16 protein-coding genes are annotated in these 15794 nt (G+C 61.6%); 14 read left to right on the top strand and 2 right to left on the bottom strand.

What is annotated here, in order from left to right; all coding sequences use genetic code 11:
* Window positions 1–72: 72 nt before the first annotated feature.
* Complete coding sequence (locus ACCD00_RS01710) at window positions 73–1638, top strand: methyl-accepting chemotaxis protein (RefSeq protein ID WP_413421389.1); 1566 nt, start codon at window positions 73–75, stop codon at window positions 1636–1638.
* Between the two features lie 195 nt (window positions 1639–1833).
* Here the strand turns inward: ACCD00_RS01710 and ACCD00_RS01705 are convergent, their stop codons facing one another.
* Window positions 1834–2511 carry an alpha/beta family hydrolase gene (locus ACCD00_RS01705; RefSeq protein WP_413421387.1) on the bottom strand — a complete coding sequence of 226 codons (678 nt, stop codon included), beginning with the start codon at window positions 2509–2511 and terminating at the stop codon, window positions 1834–1836.
* A 95-nt stretch (window positions 2512–2606) separates the two neighbouring features.
* Here ACCD00_RS01705 and ccoN (ACCD00_RS01700) point away from each other — a divergent pair, with 95 nt between their 5' ends.
* From ccoN (ACCD00_RS01700) to ccoP (ACCD00_RS01665), 8 genes are all read left to right on the top strand, one after another.
* Window positions 2607–4031, top strand: coding sequence for a cytochrome-c oxidase, cbb3-type subunit I (ccoN, locus tag ACCD00_RS01700; RefSeq protein ID WP_111282303.1), 1425 nt, complete (start codon window positions 2607–2609; stop codon window positions 4029–4031).
* Window positions 4032–4041: 10 nt separating this feature from the next.
* The gene (gene ccoO / locus ACCD00_RS01695) at window positions 4042–4650 is read left to right on the top strand and encodes a cytochrome-c oxidase, cbb3-type subunit II (protein WP_413421384.1); all 609 of its coding nucleotides are present in this window, start codon (window positions 4042–4044) and stop codon (window positions 4648–4650) included.
* A gap of 3 nt (window positions 4651–4653) precedes the next feature.
* Complete coding sequence (locus ACCD00_RS01690; protein WP_413421382.1) at window positions 4654–4851, top strand: cbb3-type cytochrome oxidase subunit 3; 198 nt, start codon at window positions 4654–4656, stop codon at window positions 4849–4851.
* Window positions 4848–5801 (top strand): cytochrome-c oxidase, cbb3-type subunit III, encoded by a 954-nt coding sequence (gene ccoP, locus ACCD00_RS01685; RefSeq protein WP_413421380.1) that lies wholly within the window; start codon window positions 4848–4850, stop codon window positions 5799–5801. The genes ACCD00_RS01690 and ccoP (ACCD00_RS01685) overlap by 4 nt, the downstream gene beginning before the upstream one ends.
* A gap of 482 nt (window positions 5802–6283) precedes the next feature.
* Window positions 6284–7726, top strand: a complete 1443-nt coding sequence (gene ccoN / locus ACCD00_RS01680; RefSeq protein WP_007974131.1) for a cytochrome-c oxidase, cbb3-type subunit I — start codon at window positions 6284–6286, stop codon at window positions 7724–7726.
* Entirely contained in the window at window positions 7726–8334 is a 609-nt protein-coding gene (gene ccoO, locus ACCD00_RS01675) for a cytochrome-c oxidase, cbb3-type subunit II (RefSeq protein WP_007905434.1), read from the top strand. The genes ccoN (ACCD00_RS01680) and ccoO (ACCD00_RS01675) overlap by 1 nt, the downstream gene beginning before the upstream one ends.
* A gap of 5 nt (window positions 8335–8339) precedes the next feature.
* A complete protein-coding gene (locus ACCD00_RS01670) occupies window positions 8340–8525 on the top strand; it encodes a CcoQ/FixQ family Cbb3-type cytochrome c oxidase assembly chaperone (RefSeq protein ID WP_003175465.1) in 186 nt (61 codons plus the stop codon).
* On the top strand, window positions 8522–9499 hold the full coding sequence (gene ccoP / locus ACCD00_RS01665; RefSeq protein ID WP_413421377.1) for a cytochrome-c oxidase, cbb3-type subunit III: 978 nt from the start codon (window positions 8522–8524) through the stop codon (window positions 9497–9499). Before ACCD00_RS01670 ends, ccoP (ACCD00_RS01665) begins: the two co-directional genes overlap by 4 nt.
* Before the next feature lie 113 nt (window positions 9500–9612).
* Here the strand turns inward: ccoP (ACCD00_RS01665) and ACCD00_RS01660 are convergent, their stop codons facing one another.
* Window positions 9613–9879, bottom strand: coding sequence for a hypothetical protein (locus ACCD00_RS01660; RefSeq protein WP_413421375.1), 267 nt, complete (start codon window positions 9877–9879; stop codon window positions 9613–9615).
* 385 nt (window positions 9880–10264) lie between these two features.
* Between ACCD00_RS01660 and ccoG the strand changes: the two genes are divergently transcribed.
* From ccoG to ACCD00_RS01635, 5 genes are all read left to right on the top strand, one after another.
* Window positions 10265–11680, top strand: a complete 1416-nt coding sequence (gene ccoG, locus ACCD00_RS01655; RefSeq protein WP_413421373.1) for a cytochrome c oxidase accessory protein CcoG — start codon at window positions 10265–10267, stop codon at window positions 11678–11680.
* Window positions 11681–11691: 11 nt separating this feature from the next.
* Entirely contained in the window at window positions 11692–12231 is a 540-nt protein-coding gene (locus tag ACCD00_RS01650) for a FixH family protein (RefSeq protein WP_413421371.1), read from the top strand.
* Window positions 12232–12346: 115 nt separating this feature from the next.
* Window positions 12347–14797, top strand: a complete 2451-nt coding sequence (locus ACCD00_RS01645) for a heavy metal translocating P-type ATPase (RefSeq protein ID WP_413421369.1) — start codon at window positions 12347–12349, stop codon at window positions 14795–14797.
* A gap of 22 nt (window positions 14798–14819) precedes the next feature.
* The gene (gene ccoS / locus ACCD00_RS01640) at window positions 14820–15047 is read left to right on the top strand and encodes a cbb3-type cytochrome oxidase assembly protein CcoS (RefSeq protein WP_085716788.1); all 228 of its coding nucleotides are present in this window, start codon (window positions 14820–14822) and stop codon (window positions 15045–15047) included.
* Window positions 15040–15723, top strand: coding sequence for a sulfite exporter TauE/SafE family protein (locus ACCD00_RS01635; RefSeq protein ID WP_413421367.1), 684 nt, complete (start codon window positions 15040–15042; stop codon window positions 15721–15723). Before ccoS ends, ACCD00_RS01635 begins: the two co-directional genes overlap by 8 nt.
* Window positions 15724–15794 lie beyond the last annotated feature (71 nt).

Raw genomic sequence — 15794 nt, 5'->3', positions numbered from 1 at the left:
TCGAAAAATAATCTCAACAATCCGCCGATCTTGCCGATACAGCACTTGAAAGCCTTGCGGATTAAGAAAGCCATGCGTAACAACCAGCCAATTACACAACGCGAGCGGACCTTCCCGGCTCAGCAACGGTTGATTTCCACCACCGATGCCAAGGGCATGATTACCTACTGTAACGACGCATTCGTCGAAATCAGCGGGTTTTCCCGAGAGGAGCTGATCCGCGCACCGCACAACCTGGTCCGTCACCCTGATGTGCCGGCCGCGGTGTTCGCACACATGTGGGGCACACTGAAACAAGGCTTGCCATGGATGGGCATTGTCAAGAATCGCTGCAAGACCGGTGATCATTACTGGGTGAACGCCTATGTGACACCGATCTTCGAAGGCAATCAGGTGATCGGTTACGAGTCGGTGCGGGTCAAGCCCACCGCCGAACAGATCCGCCGCGCCGAGGCGCTCTACCAACGCATCAACCAGGGCAAGTCGGCCGTACCCTCGTCGGATAAATGGCTGCCGATCCTGCAGGACTGGCTGCCGTTCATTCTGGTCAGCCAATTGAGCTTCATGATCGGTGCGTCGCTGAACTCCCATTGGGGGTTTGCCCTGGCAGCCGGGCTCTCGGTGCCGCTGGGCCTGATGGGCCTTCAGTGGCAACAACGCGGCCTCAAGCGCTTGCTGCGCCTGGCCGAGCAGACGACCTCCGACCCGTTGATCGCACAGATGTACACCGACAGTCGCGGCGCCCAGGCGCGTCTGGAAATGTCCATCCTCAGCCAGGAAGCACGCCTGAAAACCTGCCTGACGCGCCTGCAGGACACGGCCGAACACCTGACCGACCAGGCCAGGCAGTCCGATACCCTGGCGCACAACAGCTCCAGCGGTCTGGAACGTCAACGCGTCGAAACCGAGCAAGTGGCCACCGCGGTCAACCAGATGGCCGCTACCACCCAGGAAGTCGCCAGCCACGTGCAACGCACCGCTGACGCCACCCAGGAAGCCAATCGCCTGACCGGTCGCGGTCGTGACATCGCCGGGGAAACCCGCGAAGCCATCCAGCGCCTGTCGGTGGTAGTCGGTGAAACCGGCGTGACCGTGACCCAACTGGCCAAGGACAGCAACGAAATCGGTGGCGTGGTCGACGTGATCAAAGGCATCGCCGACCAGACCAACCTGCTGGCCCTGAACGCCGCCATCGAAGCGGCCCGTGCCGGCGAAATGGGTCGTGGCTTCGCAGTGGTTGCCGACGAAGTCCGTCAGCTGGCGCAACGAACCAGTGAGTCCACCGGGCAGATTCATGCACTGATAGCCAAGCTCCAGCAAACCGCCAGCACCGCCGTGCAGACCATGGAAGCCGGGCATCGTCAGGCGGAAGAAGGCGTGGCGCGGGTACTGGAAGCGGACCAGGCACTGGTAGGGATCAGCGAAGCGGTGGCCAACATTACCGACATGACCACCCAGATCGCTGCCGCGACCGAAGAGCAAAGCGCCGTGGCCGAAGAAATCAGCCGCAACATCAGCAACATCTCGGAGCTGGCGGACCAGACCTCGGAACAGGCGCAGAACTCGGCATTGCTGAGTGAAGAGCTGACCAAGACAGCCAATACCCAGTACTCGTTGGTGGAGCGGTTTAACCGCTGATTGTGGTTGATTCATAAAAAACCCGGACAGTGGAAACTTCCGGGTTTTTTATTGCCACTCTGAAAGTGATGTTGCCTGGCAGGTCGCATTCGCGAGCAAGCCCGCTCCCACATTCGACCGTATTTCTCTGTTAGAACCCGGTCAACTGTGGGAGCGGGCTTGCTCGCGAAGTGGCTCTCAAGGGCATTAAAAATCTCACCGAAGAAATGCAGCCACTCTCTGCGCCGCAGCCGCCAAATGCTGCTCATGGGTAAACCCCGAAGCCTTCAACGGCTTCAAGTCATGATCCCCCGCCACCAGCCAGAACACTTCGATACCCGGCGATAGCGCATACCCCTCGACCGCCTCACGATTGCCCAGTGCATCGCGCTCGCCCTGCACGATCAGGGTCCGAGTCTTCAACCCGGCCAAATGCTCGACCCGCGGTTTCTCCGGTTTGCCCACCGCATAGAACGGATAACCCAGGCACACCAGCGCGTGCGCCCCCAACTCATCGGCCAGCAGACTGGCCATCCGCCCGCCCATGGACTTGCCGCCCATGGCCAGCGGCCCAGTGACATGGCGTCGCACCTGGGCATACACCTCGCGCCAGCATTCCAGCAGTTTCGGCGCCGGGTTCGGCGGGCGCTTGCCGCCATCCACACGCCGCTGCGCCATGTACGGAAATTCGAAACGCAACACGTTGATGCCTTGAACGGCGAGGCGTGCAGCCATGTCGCTCATCCAGTCGCTGTCCATCGGTGCGCCGGCGCCGTGGGCGAGGATGAGCGTCGCCGCAGCCTTGCCGGCCGCAGCATTCCACAACCATCCATGATCCCGCACGCACTGCGCCCATTGATCCCCGTCAATACCGGCCTTGTGCCCTTTGTCCATGCTTGCCTCGCTTTCAGTCTGCCTATAACTCCGGCCGAAGGGTGCACTGCCTTGCGCGAGCGCGCCCACTTCGGCTGAACCGTGGATGGGGAACCATGAACACTTCTATCAGTACCGCCTACAACTACAAGGTGGTCCGCCAATTCGCCATTATGACGGTGGTGTGGGGCATCGTCGGCATGGGGCTCGGGGTTTTTCTCGCTGCCCAGTTGGTCTGGCCCGAACTCAACTTCAATTTGCCGTGGACCAGCTTCGGCCGCTTGCGCCCGCTGCACACCAACGCGGTGATCTTCGCCTTTGGTGGCTGCGCGTTGTTTGCCAGTTCGTTCTATTCGGTGCAACGCACCTGCCAGACCCGGTTGTTCGCACCGAAAATCGCCGCGTTCTGTTTCTGGGGCTGGCAGCTTGTAATTCTCCTGGCGGCCATCAGCCTGCCGCTGGGCTACACCAGTTCCAAGGAATACGCCGAGCTGGAATGGCCGATCGACATCCTGATCACCATCGTCTGGGTCGCCTACGCCATCGTGTTCTTCGGCACGATCATGCAGCGCAAGACCAAGCACATCTATGTCGGTAACTGGTTCTTCGGCGGATTCATCATCACCGTGGCGATCCTGCACATCGTTAACAACATGGAATTGCCGGTCAGCTTCACCAAGTCCTACTCGCTGTACTCGGGCGCCACCGATGCGATGGTCCAGTGGTGGTACGGCCACAACGCCGTAGGCTTCTTCCTCACCGCCGGCTTCCTCGGGATGATGTACTACTTCGTGCCGAAACAGGCCGAGCGCCCGGTGTATTCCTATCGCCTGTCGATCGTGCACTTCTGGGCGCTGATCACGTTGTACATCTGGGCCGGTCCGCACCACTTGCACTACACCGCACTGCCGGACTGGGCGCAGTCGCTGGGCATGGTGATGTCGCTGATCCTGCTGGCGCCGAGCTGGGGCGGGATGATCAACGGCATGATGACCCTGTCGGGCGCCTGGCATAAGTTGCGCAGCGACCCGATCCTGCGCTTCCTCGTGGTGTCGCTGGCGTTCTACGGCATGTCGACCTTCGAAGGGCCGATGATGGCGATCAAGACCGTCAACGCCCTCTCCCACTACACCGACTGGACCATCGGCCACGTACACGCCGGCGCGCTCGGCTGGGTGGCGATGATCTCCATCGGCGCGCTGTACCACATGATCCCGAAAGTCTTCGGCCGCGAGCAGATGCACAGCATCGGCCTGATCAACGCGCACTTCTGGCTCGCCACTATCGGCACCGTTCTGTACATCGCCTCGATGTGGGTCAACGGTATCGCCCAGGGCCTGATGTGGCGTGCGGTGAACGAGGACGGCACGCTGACTTACTCCTTCGTCGAAACCCTGGTGGCCAGCCATCCAGGCTTCGTCGTGCGGCTGGTGGGCGGGGCGATCTTCCTCAGCGGCATGTTGCTGATGGCCTACAACACCTGGCGCACCGTGCGGGCCTCGCAGCCTGCCGAAGTCGCCGCTGCCGCGCAGATGGCCTGAGGAGTCCGCCATGAAACACGAAACTATCGAGAAAAACGTCGGCCTGTTGCTGCTGCTGATGATCCTGGCCGTGAGCATCGGCGGCCTGACCCAGATCGTCCCGCTATTCTTCCAGGACGTGACCAACAAACCGGTGGAAGGCATGAAGCCCTACACCGCGCTGCAACTGGAAGGTCGCGACATCTATATCCGCGAAGGCTGCGTCGGCTGCCACTCACAGATGATCCGTCCGTTCCGCGCCGAAACCGAACGCTACGGGCACTACTCGGTGGCCGGTGAAAGCGTTTGGGATCACCCGTTCCTGTGGGGCTCGAAACGCACCGGACCGGACCTGGCACGGGTCGGCGCGCGCTACTCGGATGACTGGCACCGGGCGCACCTGTACAACCCGCGCAACGTCGTGCCGGAGTCGAAGATGCCGGCCTACCCGTGGCTGGTGGCCAACCAGCTCGACAGCAGTCATACCGAAACCAAGCTGCGCGCCATGCGCACCCTGGGCGTGCCGTACACCGACGAGGACATCACCGGTGCCGTCACCTCGCTCAAAGGCAAGAGCGAAATGGATGCGCTGGTCGCCTACCTGCAAGTGCTCGGCACTGCCATCAAGAGCAAGAGGTGAGCAATGTTCATTGAAATGAGCACTGGAATGATCCGCGGCCTGGGCACGGTCGTGGTGTTCGTGGCCTTCGTCGGCCTGACCCTTTGGGTGTTCAGCGGCAAGCGCGGCCCGGAATTCGCCGAAGCGCGCCTGCTGCCGTTCGCCGACGAGCCACAACCCGACATCACCGAAGAATCAGCAACAAGGAGTACCCGGCCATGACCACCTTCTGGAGTACGTGGATCTGCGTACTGACCATCGGCAGCCTGATCGGCCTGACCTGGCTGCTGATCGGCACCCGCAAGGGCGAAACCAAGGGCAGCGTCGACCAGACCATGGGCCACAGCTTCGACGGCATCGAGGAGTACGACAACCCGTTGCCGCAATGGTGGTTCATGCTGTTCGCCGGCACCCTGGTGTTTGCGGTCGGTTACCTGATCCTCTATCCCGGCCTGGGCAACTGGAAAGGCATCCTCCCCGGCTATGAAAACGGCTGGACCGGCGTGCACGAGTGGGAAAAGGAAATGGCCAAGGCTGACGCGAAGTTCGGGCCGATCTTCGCCAGGTTCGCGGCGATGCCCGTGGAAGAAGTGGCCAAGGACCCACAGGCGCTGAAAATGGGTGGCCGCCTGTTTGCCTCCAACTGCTCGGTGTGCCACGGCTCGGATGCCAAGGGTGCATACGGCTTCCCCAACCTGACCGACAGCGACTGGCGCTGGGGCGGCAGCGCAGAAACCATCAAGACCACCATCATGGGTGGCCGGATGGCGGCGATGCCGGCCTGGGGTGAAGTCCTGGGGGAAGAAGGCGTGAAGAACGTCGCCGCTTATGTGCGCCATGACCTGGCCCGCCTGCCGTTGCCTGCCGACAGCAAAGCCGACCTGCAGGCCGGACAGCAGGCATTCAGCACCACCTGCGTCGCCTGTCACGGGGCAAACGGCCAGGGCACTGAAGCCATGGGCGCGCCGAACCTCACGCACCCGACCGGCTTCATCTACGGCACCAGCCTGACGCAGCTTGAACAAACGATTCGGCATGGTCGCCAGGGCCATATGCCGGCGCAAAATGAACTGCTCGGCAATGACAAGGTGCAATTGCTGGCCGCGTATGTGTACAGCCTGTCCCACGGTTTGAATACCGAGCGCCTGCAGGCTGAACACAACCGCGAATAAATCCCGAGCGCTCTGCTGCCGCATTCTCCCGGATGCGGCAGTTCCCTGCCCCTTTGCGACCCATTGTCGCACCCTCGCACAGACTTTCTTTCGGAACCCCGGATTCGAGTCTAAGCTTCCCCCCATGCGGACTGGCCGGTGCCGGTTCCAGGTCGACCCTGAACGATGTGTTCGACGAATCTGCCCGATGACAGGCCGCAAAGGCTGGTAGATACCGGCTGTCGCGCCAGTTGCCTTCGGTCAGCCAAACGTTGCGTTTGAACACACCCCGTTACATCCGACCTGACCCCCTCGCCCGATCAGTCCGACGGGACGTTTTGCCCACGGGTATTTTTGTCCCTACGCGGCGCATGGAAAGGCCGCAGAATCAGCATTTGAAAGCATTGACCCAGGTCATGGCGCGTTGCAATGACCCCCTGCTTTCTCCATACTTGCGGCCGATTTTTAATCCTAATAAAACACCCAAACCGTGGAACCTTAGAATGAGCACAGCAATCAGTCCGACTGCTTATAACTATAAGGTAGTCCGCCAGTTCGCCATCATGACGGTGGTCTGGGGGATCCTTGGCATGGGGCTCGGTGTCTTCATCGCCTCGCAACTGGTCTGGCCGGAGTTGAACTTCGGTCTGCCGTGGACGAGCTTTGGACGCCTGCGCCCGCTGCACACCAACCTGGTGATTTTCGCCTTCGGTGGATGTGCACTGTTTGCCACTTCCTATTACGTCGTGCAGCGAACCTGCCAAACGCGACTGATTTCCGACAGCCTCGCCGCCTTCACCTTCTGGGGATGGCAAGCGGTGATTGTCGGCGCGATCATTACCTTGCCGATGGGTTTCACCACCACCAAGGAATACGCGGAACTGGAATGGCCCCTGGCTATTCTGCTGGCCATTGTCTGGGTCACCTACGGTCTGGTGTTCTTCGGCACCATCGTCAAGCGCAAGACCAAGCACATCTATGTGGGTAACTGGTTCTACGGCGCGTTCATCGTCGTGACCGCGATGCTGCACATCGTCAACCACATGTCGCTGCCGGTCAGCCTGTTCAAGTCCTACTCGGCCTACTCGGGCGCGACGGACGCGATGATCCAGTGGTGGTACGGCCACAACGCCGTGGGCTTCTTCCTGACCACCGGCTTCCTGGGGATGATGTACTACTTCGTGCCGAAACAGGCCGAGCGTCCGATCTACTCCTATCGCCTGTCGATCGTGCACTTCTGGGCGCTGATCACCCTGTACATCTGGGCCGGTCCGCACCACCTGCACTACACCGCACTGCCGGACTGGGCTCAGTCCCTGGGCATGGCCATGTCGATCATCCTGCTGGCTCCAAGCTGGGGCGGCATGATCAACGGCATGATGACCCTGTCGGGCGCCTGGCATAAGCTGCGCACCGACCCGATCCTGCGCTTCCTGGTGGTGTCCCTGGCGTTCTACGGCATGTCGACCTTCGAAGGTCCGATGATGGCGATCAAGACCGTCAACTCGCTCTCGCACTACACCGACTGGACTATCGGCCACGTACACGCCGGCGCTCTGGGCTGGGTGGCGATGATCTCGATCGGCGCGATCTACCACATGATCCCGAAACTGTTCGGTCGTGCGCAGATGCACAGCACCGGCCTGATCAACACGCACTTCTGGCTCGCGACCATCGGTACCGTTCTGTACATCGCTTCGATGTGGGTCAACGGCATCACCCAAGGCCTGATGTGGCGTGCAATCAACGACGACGGCACCCTCACCTACTCGTTCGTCGAAGCGCTGCAAGCCAGCCACCCTGGCTTCATCGTTCGCGCCCTGGGCGGTGCGTTCTTCGCCACCGGCATGCTGTTCATGGCTTACAACGTTTTCCGCACCGTACGCGCCTCGAACCCGGCAGAAGCTGAAGCCGCCGAACAGATCGTTGTAGTTGGAGCTCACTGATGAAGCATGAAGCAGTCGAGAAGAATATTGGCCTGCTGGCCTTCTTCATGGTCATCGCCGTCAGCGTTGGCGGCCTGACCCAGATCGTTCCGCTGTTTTTCCAGGATGTCACCAACAAGCCGGTCGAGGGCATGAAGCCCCGCACCGCCCTTGAACTGGAAGGCCGGGACGTTTATATCGCCAACGGTTGTGTCGGCTGCCACTCGCAGATGATCCGTCCGTTCCGCGCCGAGACCGAACGCTACGGCCACTACTCGGTCGCCGGTGAAAGCGTCTGGGACCACCCGTTCCTGTGGGGTTCCAAGCGTACCGGTCCGGACCTGGCCCGTGTCGGCGGTCGTTACTCCGATGACTGGCAGCGTGCGCACTTGTACAACCCGCGCAACGTAGTGCCTGAGTCGAAAATGCCGGCCTACCCGTTCCTCGTGGAAAACAAGCTCGACGGCAAAGACACCGCCAAGAAAATGGAAGTCTTGCGCACGCTCGGCGTCCCTTACACCGACGAAGACATCGCCGGTGCCAAGGATGCCGTGAAGGGCAAAACCGAAATGGACGCGCTGGTGGCCTATCTGCAAGGCCTGGGCACCATCATCAAAAGCAAACGGTGATCTAAATGGATATCGGGATGATTCGTGGCCTGGGCACCGTAGTTGTCATGGTGGCCTTCATCGGACTGGCACTGTGGGTGTTCAGCCCCAAGCGCAAGTCGGAGTTTGAAGACGCGACCTTGCTGCCTTTCGCGGATGATCCCGAAGCCATCAAGCACGTCGAGCAAGCTTCTAGGAGTAACAAAGAATGACTACATTCTGGAGTCTGTACGTCACAGTCCTCAGTCTCGGTACGATCTTTTCCCTGACCTGGCTGCTGCTGTCGACCCGCAAGGGCCAGCGCGCAGAGCAAACGGACGAGACCGTGGGGCACTCCTTCGACGGGATCGAGGAGTACGACAACCCGCTGCCGAAATGGTGGTTCATGCTGTTCGTGGGCACCATCATCTTCGCATTGGGCTACCTGGCGCTGTATCCGGGCCTGGGTAACTGGAAAGGCCTGCTGCCGGGTTACGGCTACCTCGACAACGAGAAGCAGACCCCGTTCGCCAACGGCCAGACCGGCTGGACCGGCGTTCACGAGTGGGAAAAGGAAATGGCCAGGTCGGACGCCAAGTTCGGTCCGATCTTCGCCAAGTTCGCAGCCATGCCAATCGAAGAAGTGGCCAAGGACCCGCAAGCCCTGAAGATGGGTGGCCGCCTGTTCGCCTCCAACTGCTCGGTTTGCCATGGTTCCGATGCCAAGGGCGCCTATGGCTTCCCTAACCTGACCGACGCCGACTGGCGCTGGGGCGGCGAGCCGCAAACCATCAAGACCACCATCATGGGCGGCCGTCATGCCGTGATGCCTGCGTGGGCTGAAGTGATCGGCGAGCAAGGCGTGGCCGACGTGGCCGCATTCGTGCTGACCAACCTCGATGGCCGCAAGCTGCCGGAAGGCACCAAGGCCGACCCGGCTGCCGGGCAGAAACTGTTCGCCACCAACTGCGTGGCGTGCCACGGTCCGGAAGGCAAAGGCACGCCAGCGATGGGCGCACCTGACCTGACTCACCCTGCCGCGTTCATCTACGGTTCGAGCTTCGCTCAACTGCAGCAGACCATCCGTTACGGCCGTCAGGGCCAGATGCCTGCGCAAGAACAGCTGCAAGGCAACGACAAGGTTCACCTGCTGGCCGCTTACGTCTACAGCCTGTCTCACGGCGAGAAGGCAGCGGACGCCCAGTAAGGCAAACGCTTGAAGCAACAAAAAACGGCCCCGCCAATGTGAATTGGCGGGGCCGTTTTCATTCAAGCTTGCGAGAGGATTCCCGGATCGATCATGCGATTCCCGGGACTGACTCAGAGAATATTGCCGCCCCCCAGACTATCCAGAGAGCCCGAACCCGTGCTCCTGCCGGACTCCTTTAGCGGCCTGTCATTCTTGGCATCCCCCAGGCCAGTGGAAGCCTCGACCTTGGGAAAGGCACCCTCTGACTCAAGCGTGGCAAGAGCCGTTTCAAGATAAGCGTTCAGCAACGGAGCTCCCGGAATTCCCATGCTGAGGATTGTCCTTAACACATCGATTTCCCGGCCAACATCCGATTCCTGTTCCATAGCGTCATCCATAATCTTTCTTCCTTGAAAAAAGCCCACCGCAGAAACATCAGCAATCAATTTTGCGGCGCACGTTTAATGCCATAAGCGGCACAAAAAACAATACAGCCGTGGCAATTGGTCCTTCAATCCATCTTTGTCTCAAGGCATGTAGGACGCCGCAGCCCCACCTGACAACAACACCCGGCAGAAACCCGTCCATACTCAACAAGTCAATTGACCTGCATCATCCTTTGTTACATTCGTTACACCATTCGTGATTTTTCCCCAACGCGACCAAAGGTCACACCCTTGAGCCAGAGCGACAGGCGTATCATTAAGCCACTGCAACACCCCTTTTTGACCCCGGCCGGCACGTACTGACCGAGGCATTTTTCCACTGCCGTGGGATGCAATGATGAGCAACCAGATTCCGGTACACGACATCACTCCACCCAACAAGAACGCGAACAACAGCGTCGACCTCTACGCCTCCAGAGAAAAAATCTACACCCGTGCCTTCACCGGCCTGTTCCGCAACCTGCGGATGACCGGCGGTGCCGTGTTGTTCCTGCTGTATTTCGGCACGGTGTGGCTGAACTGGGGCGGTCACCAGGCGGTCTGGTGGAACCTGCCGGAGCGCAAGTTCTTCATTTTCGGCGCCACCTTCTGGCCCCAGGATTTCATCCTGCTGTCGGGCATGTTGATCATCGCCGCGTTCGGCCTGTTCTTCATCACGGTCTATGCAGGCCGGGTCTGGTGCGGCTACACCTGCCCGCAGAGCGTCTGGACCTGGATTTTCATGTGGTGCGAAAAGGTCACCGAAGGCGACCGCAACCAACGCATCAAGCTCGACAAGGCGCCGATGAGCGCCAACAAGTTCCTGCGCAAATTCAGCAAACACGTCATGTGGCTGCTGATCGGCTTCGTCACCGGCATGACCTTCGTCGGCTACTTCTCGCCGATCCGCGAATTGACCATCGACTTCTTTATCGGTGAAGCGGATGGCTGGTCGTACTTCTGGGTCGGCTTCTTCACTCTCGCCACTTACGGCAATGCCGGCTGGTTGCGCGAACAGGTGTGCATCTACATGTGCCCGTACGCACGCTTCCAGAGCGTGATGTTCGACAAGGACACCCTGATCGTCTCCTACGACCCGCGCCGTGGCGAGTCCCGTGGCCCGCGCAAAAAAGGTATCGACTACAAGGCCCAGGGCCTGGGTGACTGCATCGACTGCACCATGTGCGTCCAGGTCTGCCCGACCGGTATCGATATCCGCGACGGCCTGCAAATCGAATGCATCGGTTGCGCCGCCTGCGTCGATGCCTGCGACGCCGTCATGGACAAAATGGAATACCCGCGCGGATTGATCAGCTACACCACCGAGCACAACCTGTCCGGGCAGAAAACCCATAAACTGCGCCCGCGCCTGATCGGCTATGCCGTGGTGCTGCTGGCGATGATCAGTTTGCTGGTGACGGCGTTCTTCATGCGTTCGCTGGTGGGTTTCGATGTCAGCAAGGACCGCGTGCTGTACCGCGAGAACGCCGAAGGCCGGATCGAAAACGTCTACAGCCTGAAAATCATGAACAAGGACCAGCGCGACCATACCTACGTGCTCGAAGCCTCTGGCCTGCCGGATCTCAAATTGCAGGGCCGGCGCGAGATCAAGGTCGCGGCCGGCGAGATCGTCAGCCAGCCTGCCGAACTGTCCGTCGCACCGGAAAAACTGCCGTCGAGCACCAACGAGGTGAAATTCATCCTCAAGGATGCCGATGACGACAGCGTCCACATTGAAGCCAAGAGCCGGTTCATCGGCCCACAAAATCGTTGAGAGAACTGAACATGCCCGCTGCAACTGCCGCAAGTCCCTGGTACAAGCACCTCTGGCCATGGATCATCATCGGGATCCTGGCCTGCTCGGTGACCCTGACCTTGTCCATGGTGACCATTGCGGTGAACAACCCGGACAATCTGGTCAACGACAACTACTACGAGGCCGGCAAAGGCATCAACCGCTCCCTCGACCGTGAGCTGCTGGCCCAGACCCTGAAAATGCGCGCCAGCGTGCATCTCGATGACTTGACCGGCGAAGTTGACCTGCGCCTGAGCGGCGAGAGCCAGCCCAAGACCCTGGAGCTCAATCTGATCTCGCCGACCCAGCCGGAGAAGGATCGCAAGATCACCCTCACCCGCAGCGAAACCGAACAGGGCCGCTACATCGGCCAGTTGAGCGACAAGATTGAAGGCCGGCGTTTTGTCGAATTGCTCGGTACTCAGGACGACCACATCTGGCGCATGTTCGAAGAGGAACCGGTCAGCCATGACAAGGATCTGCTGCTCGGTGATGAACCGCTGCAAGGTGCGGAAGACCTGAAGAAGTAAAAAGCCTGCGCTTCGCGAGCAAGCCCGCTCCCACAGTTGATCCCTGTGGGAGCGGGCTTGCTCGCGAAGAGGCCCTACCTGACGACAGAGTTCCAGCGGCATTAATGAAAACCTCATGACCACCCCTCTGCCCTGCTATCACTGCGCCCTGCCCGTCCCGACCGGCAGTCGCTTCACCGCCGTCGTGCTCGGGGAGTCCCGCGAGTTCTGCTGCCCGGGTTGCCAGGCCGTGGCCGAAGCCATTGTCGCCGGCGGCCTGGAAAGCTATTACCAGCACCGCAGCGAAGCCTCGGCCAACCCCGAAGCGCTGCCGGTGCAACTGGTGGACGAACTGGCGCTGTACGACCGCGCCGATGTGCAGCAGCCCTTTGTCCGCCACGATGGCGAACTCGCCGAAGCCACGCTGTTGATGGAAGGCATCAGTTGCGCAGCCTGTGGCTGGCTGATCGAAAAACACCTGCGCGCCTTGCCGGCCGTGGCCGAAGCGCGCCTGAACCTGTCCAACCATCGCCTGCACGTACGCTGGACCGATGCGCAGTTACCGCTGAGCCACGTCCTCAGCGAACTGCGCCAGATCGGTTACGCCGCACACCCGTATCAGGCCGACCGGGCCAGCGAACAACTGGCCAGCGAAAACCGCCTGGCCCTGCGTCAGCTCGGTGTGGCCGGGCTGTTGTGGTTCCAGGCGATGATGGCAACCATGGCCACCTGGCCTGAATTCAACATCGACCTCAGCCCTGAACTGCACACCATCCTGCGCTGGGTCGCCCTGTTCCTCACCACCCCGATCGTGTTCTACAGTTGCGCGCCGTTTTTCAAAGGCGCCATGCGCGATCTGCGCACCCGCCACCTGACCATGGACGTTTCCGTGTCGCTGGCCATCGGCAGCGCCTACATTGCCGGGATCTGGACGTCGATCACCGGGGTCGGCGAACTGTATTTCGATGCCGTCGGCATGTTTGCCCTGTTCCTGCTGGCCGGGCGCTATCTGGAACGACGCGCCCGCGAGCGCACGGCCGCCGCCACTGCACAGCTGGTGAATCTGTTGCCCGCCTCGTGCCTGCGCTTGGCACCCGATGGCCAGAGCGAACGCATTCTGCTCAGCGAACTGTGTGTCGGCGACCGGGTTCTGGTTCATCCGGGCGCCATTCTCCCGGCTGACGGCAAGATCCTCGACGGGCAGTCGAGTGTCGACGAGTCGCTGCTGACCGGCGAATACCTGCCGCAACCACGCACCCTCGGCGATGCGGTCACCGCTGGCACCCTGAACGTCGAAGGCGCGCTGACCGTTGAGGTTCAGGCCCTGGGCCAGGACACTCGCCTCTCGGCCATCGTTCGCCTGCTTGATCGTGCCCAGGCCGAAAAGCCGCGCCTGGCGGAAATCGCCGACCGCGCCGCGCAATGGTTCCTGCTGTTGTCGCTGATCGCCGCCGCCGCGATTGGTCTGCTGTGGTGGCAACTGGATGCCTCGCGAGCCTTCTGGATTGTGCTGGCGATGCTGGTGGCGACCTGCCCTTGCGCCTTGTCGCTGGCGACGCCGACCGCCCTCACCGCGGCCACCGGCACGCTGCACAAACTCGGTTTGTTGCTGACCCGCGGCCATGTCCTGGAAGGCCTGAACCAGATCGACACAGTGATTTTCGACAAGACCGGCACCCTCACCGAAGGCCGCCTGGCATTGCGCTCGATCCGCCCGCTCGGCGCGCTCGACAGTGATCGATGCCTGAGCCTCGCCGCCGCCCTGGAGAACCGTTCCGAACATCCGATCGCCCGTGCGTTCGGACGCGCGCCACTGGCCGCTGAAGAAGTCCACAGCACTCCGGGCCTGGGCCTGGAGGGGGTGGTCGAGGGGCGACGCCTGCGCATCGGCCAACCGCGTTTCGTCTGTGAACTCAGCGGCGCCGGGGTGCCGTCGATACCCGAAGAAGCCGGCCAATGGCTGCTGCTCGGCGACCGCCAGGGACCGCTGGCCTGGTTCGTCCTCGATGATCGCTTGCGTGCCGATGCGCCCGCATTGCTGGCCGCGTGCAAGGCGCGTGGCTGGCGCACGCTGTTGTTGTCCGGTGACAGCTCGCCGATGGTCGCCAGCGTGGCGGCGCAACTCGGTATCGATGAAGCCCGCGGCGGTTTGCGGCCGGACGATAAACTGCAGGTCCTGCAACGACTGCACAAGGAAGGTCGCAAGGTGTTGATGCTCGGTGACGGGGTCAATGACGTGCCGGTACTGGCGGCTGCGGATATCAGCGTCGCCATGGGCTCGGCCACCGACCTGGCGAAAACCAGTGCCGATGCCGTGTTGCTGTCCAACCGCCTCGACGCGCTGGTGCAAGCCTTCAGCCTGGCGCGGCGCACCCGTCGGGTCATTATCGAGAACCTGCTGTGGGCCGGGTTGTACAATGGCCTCATGTTGCCCTTCGCCGCCCTCGGCTGGATCACTCCGGTATGGGCTGCGGTGGGCATGTCGATCAGTTCGTTGACCGTGGTGTTGAACGCGCTGCGCCTGACTCGGATGCCGAGCGCGCCCGCCCTCTCCACCACGCCAGAAACCCGCCCGCTGCCGGCCTGAGCCGCGCGGGCATGGAGTCCAGATGCCAGCTCTTTACGTGATGATTCCCGCTGCGCTGCTGATCGTGGCCATCGCCGTCTATATCTTCTTCTGGGCGGTCGACAGCGGTCAGTACGACGACCTCGACGGCCCGGCCCACAGCATCCTGTTCGACGACCAGGACCCGAACCACACCGCCGCCGTCGATGAGGCCAGCGGTCAACCAACCAATCCGGCCAAACCGCAAGACAAGGCCCCGCCCCATGCTTGAATTGGCGCCCCTGCTGGTGTCTGCGGTGATCCTCGGCTTGCTTGGCGGCGGCCATTGCCTGGGCATGTGCGGCGGCTTGATGGGCGCGCTGACCCTGGCGATTCCCAAGGAACAACGCAGCCGCCGCTTTCGCCTGCTGCTGGCCTACAACCTGGGACGGATTCTGAGCTATGCCTGCGCCGGACTGCTGATCGGCCTGGCCGGATGGGCCGTGGCCAGCAGCCCGGCGGCGATGTTCCTGCGTATCCTCGCCGGACTGCTGCTGGTCGCCATGGGCCTGTACCTGGCCGGCTGGTGGAGCGGCCTGACCCGTATCGAAAGCCTCGGTCGAGGCTTGTGGCGGCACATCCAGCCAGTCGCCAACCGGTTGCTGCCGGTATCGAGCGTGCCGCGCGCGCTGCTGTTGGGTGCACTTTGGGGCTGGCTGCCGTGCGGCCTGGTCTACAGCACCTTGTTATGGTCGGCCAGTCAGGGCAACGCGCTGGACAGTGCGTTGTTGATGCTCGCGTTCGGGCTCGGCACCTGGCCGGTGCTGCTGGCCACAGGCCTTGCCGCAGAGCGCATCACCGCACTTTTGCGCAAACGCAGCGTGCGGATGGCCGGCGGCTTGTTGGTCATGCTGTTCGGCATCTGGACCTTGCCGGGACCCCATCAACATTGGCTGATGGGGCATTGATCGGCGGCGCGCCCCTTCGCGAGCAAGCCCGCTCCCACTTCCCTGTGGGAGCGGGCTTGCTCGCGAAGAGG

Origin of the sequence: Pseudomonas sp. Pseusp3 (assembly GCF_047304225.1) — a bacterium.
In the GTDB taxonomy this organism is placed as follows: domain Bacteria; phylum Pseudomonadota; class Gammaproteobacteria; order Pseudomonadales; family Pseudomonadaceae; genus Aquipseudomonas; species Aquipseudomonas fluorescens_CD.
This window is presented reverse-complemented; position numbering and strand designations above follow the sequence as displayed.

What these genes read in the sequence shown, in the direction of transcription:
- ACCD00_RS01710 (WP_413421389.1), top strand. Translation starts at nt 73, where the DNA reads ATGCGTAACAACCAGCCAATTACACAACGCGAGCGGACCTTCCCGGCT.
- ACCD00_RS01705 (WP_413421387.1), bottom strand. Translation starts at nt 2,511, where the DNA reads ATGGACAAAGGGCACAAGGCCGGTATTGACGGGGATCAATGGGCGCAG.
- ccoN (WP_111282303.1), top strand. Translation starts at nt 2,607, where the DNA reads ATGAACACTTCTATCAGTACCGCCTACAACTACAAGGTGGTCCGCCAA.
- ccoO (WP_413421384.1), top strand. Translation starts at nt 4,042, where the DNA reads ATGAAACACGAAACTATCGAGAAAAACGTCGGCCTGTTGCTGCTGCTG.
- ACCD00_RS01690 (WP_413421382.1), top strand. Translation starts at nt 4,654, where the DNA reads ATGTTCATTGAAATGAGCACTGGAATGATCCGCGGCCTGGGCACGGTC.
- ccoP (WP_413421380.1), top strand. Translation starts at nt 4,848, where the DNA reads ATGACCACCTTCTGGAGTACGTGGATCTGCGTACTGACCATCGGCAGC.
- ccoN (WP_007974131.1), top strand. Translation starts at nt 6,284, where the DNA reads ATGAGCACAGCAATCAGTCCGACTGCTTATAACTATAAGGTAGTCCGC.
- ccoO (WP_007905434.1), top strand. Translation starts at nt 7,726, where the DNA reads ATGAAGCATGAAGCAGTCGAGAAGAATATTGGCCTGCTGGCCTTCTTC.
- ACCD00_RS01670 (WP_003175465.1), top strand. Translation starts at nt 8,340, where the DNA reads ATGGATATCGGGATGATTCGTGGCCTGGGCACCGTAGTTGTCATGGTG.
- ccoP (WP_413421377.1), top strand. Translation starts at nt 8,522, where the DNA reads ATGACTACATTCTGGAGTCTGTACGTCACAGTCCTCAGTCTCGGTACG.
- ACCD00_RS01660 (WP_413421375.1), bottom strand. Translation starts at nt 9,879, where the DNA reads ATGGATGACGCTATGGAACAGGAATCGGATGTTGGCCGGGAAATCGAT.
- ccoG (WP_413421373.1), top strand. Translation starts at nt 10,265, where the DNA reads ATGAGCAACCAGATTCCGGTACACGACATCACTCCACCCAACAAGAAC.
- ACCD00_RS01650 (WP_413421371.1), top strand. Translation starts at nt 11,692, where the DNA reads ATGCCCGCTGCAACTGCCGCAAGTCCCTGGTACAAGCACCTCTGGCCA.
- ACCD00_RS01645 (WP_413421369.1), top strand. Translation starts at nt 12,347, where the DNA reads ATGACCACCCCTCTGCCCTGCTATCACTGCGCCCTGCCCGTCCCGACC.
- ccoS (WP_085716788.1), top strand. Translation starts at nt 14,820, where the DNA reads ATGCCAGCTCTTTACGTGATGATTCCCGCTGCGCTGCTGATCGTGGCC.
- ACCD00_RS01635 (WP_413421367.1), top strand. Translation starts at nt 15,040, where the DNA reads ATGCTTGAATTGGCGCCCCTGCTGGTGTCTGCGGTGATCCTCGGCTTG.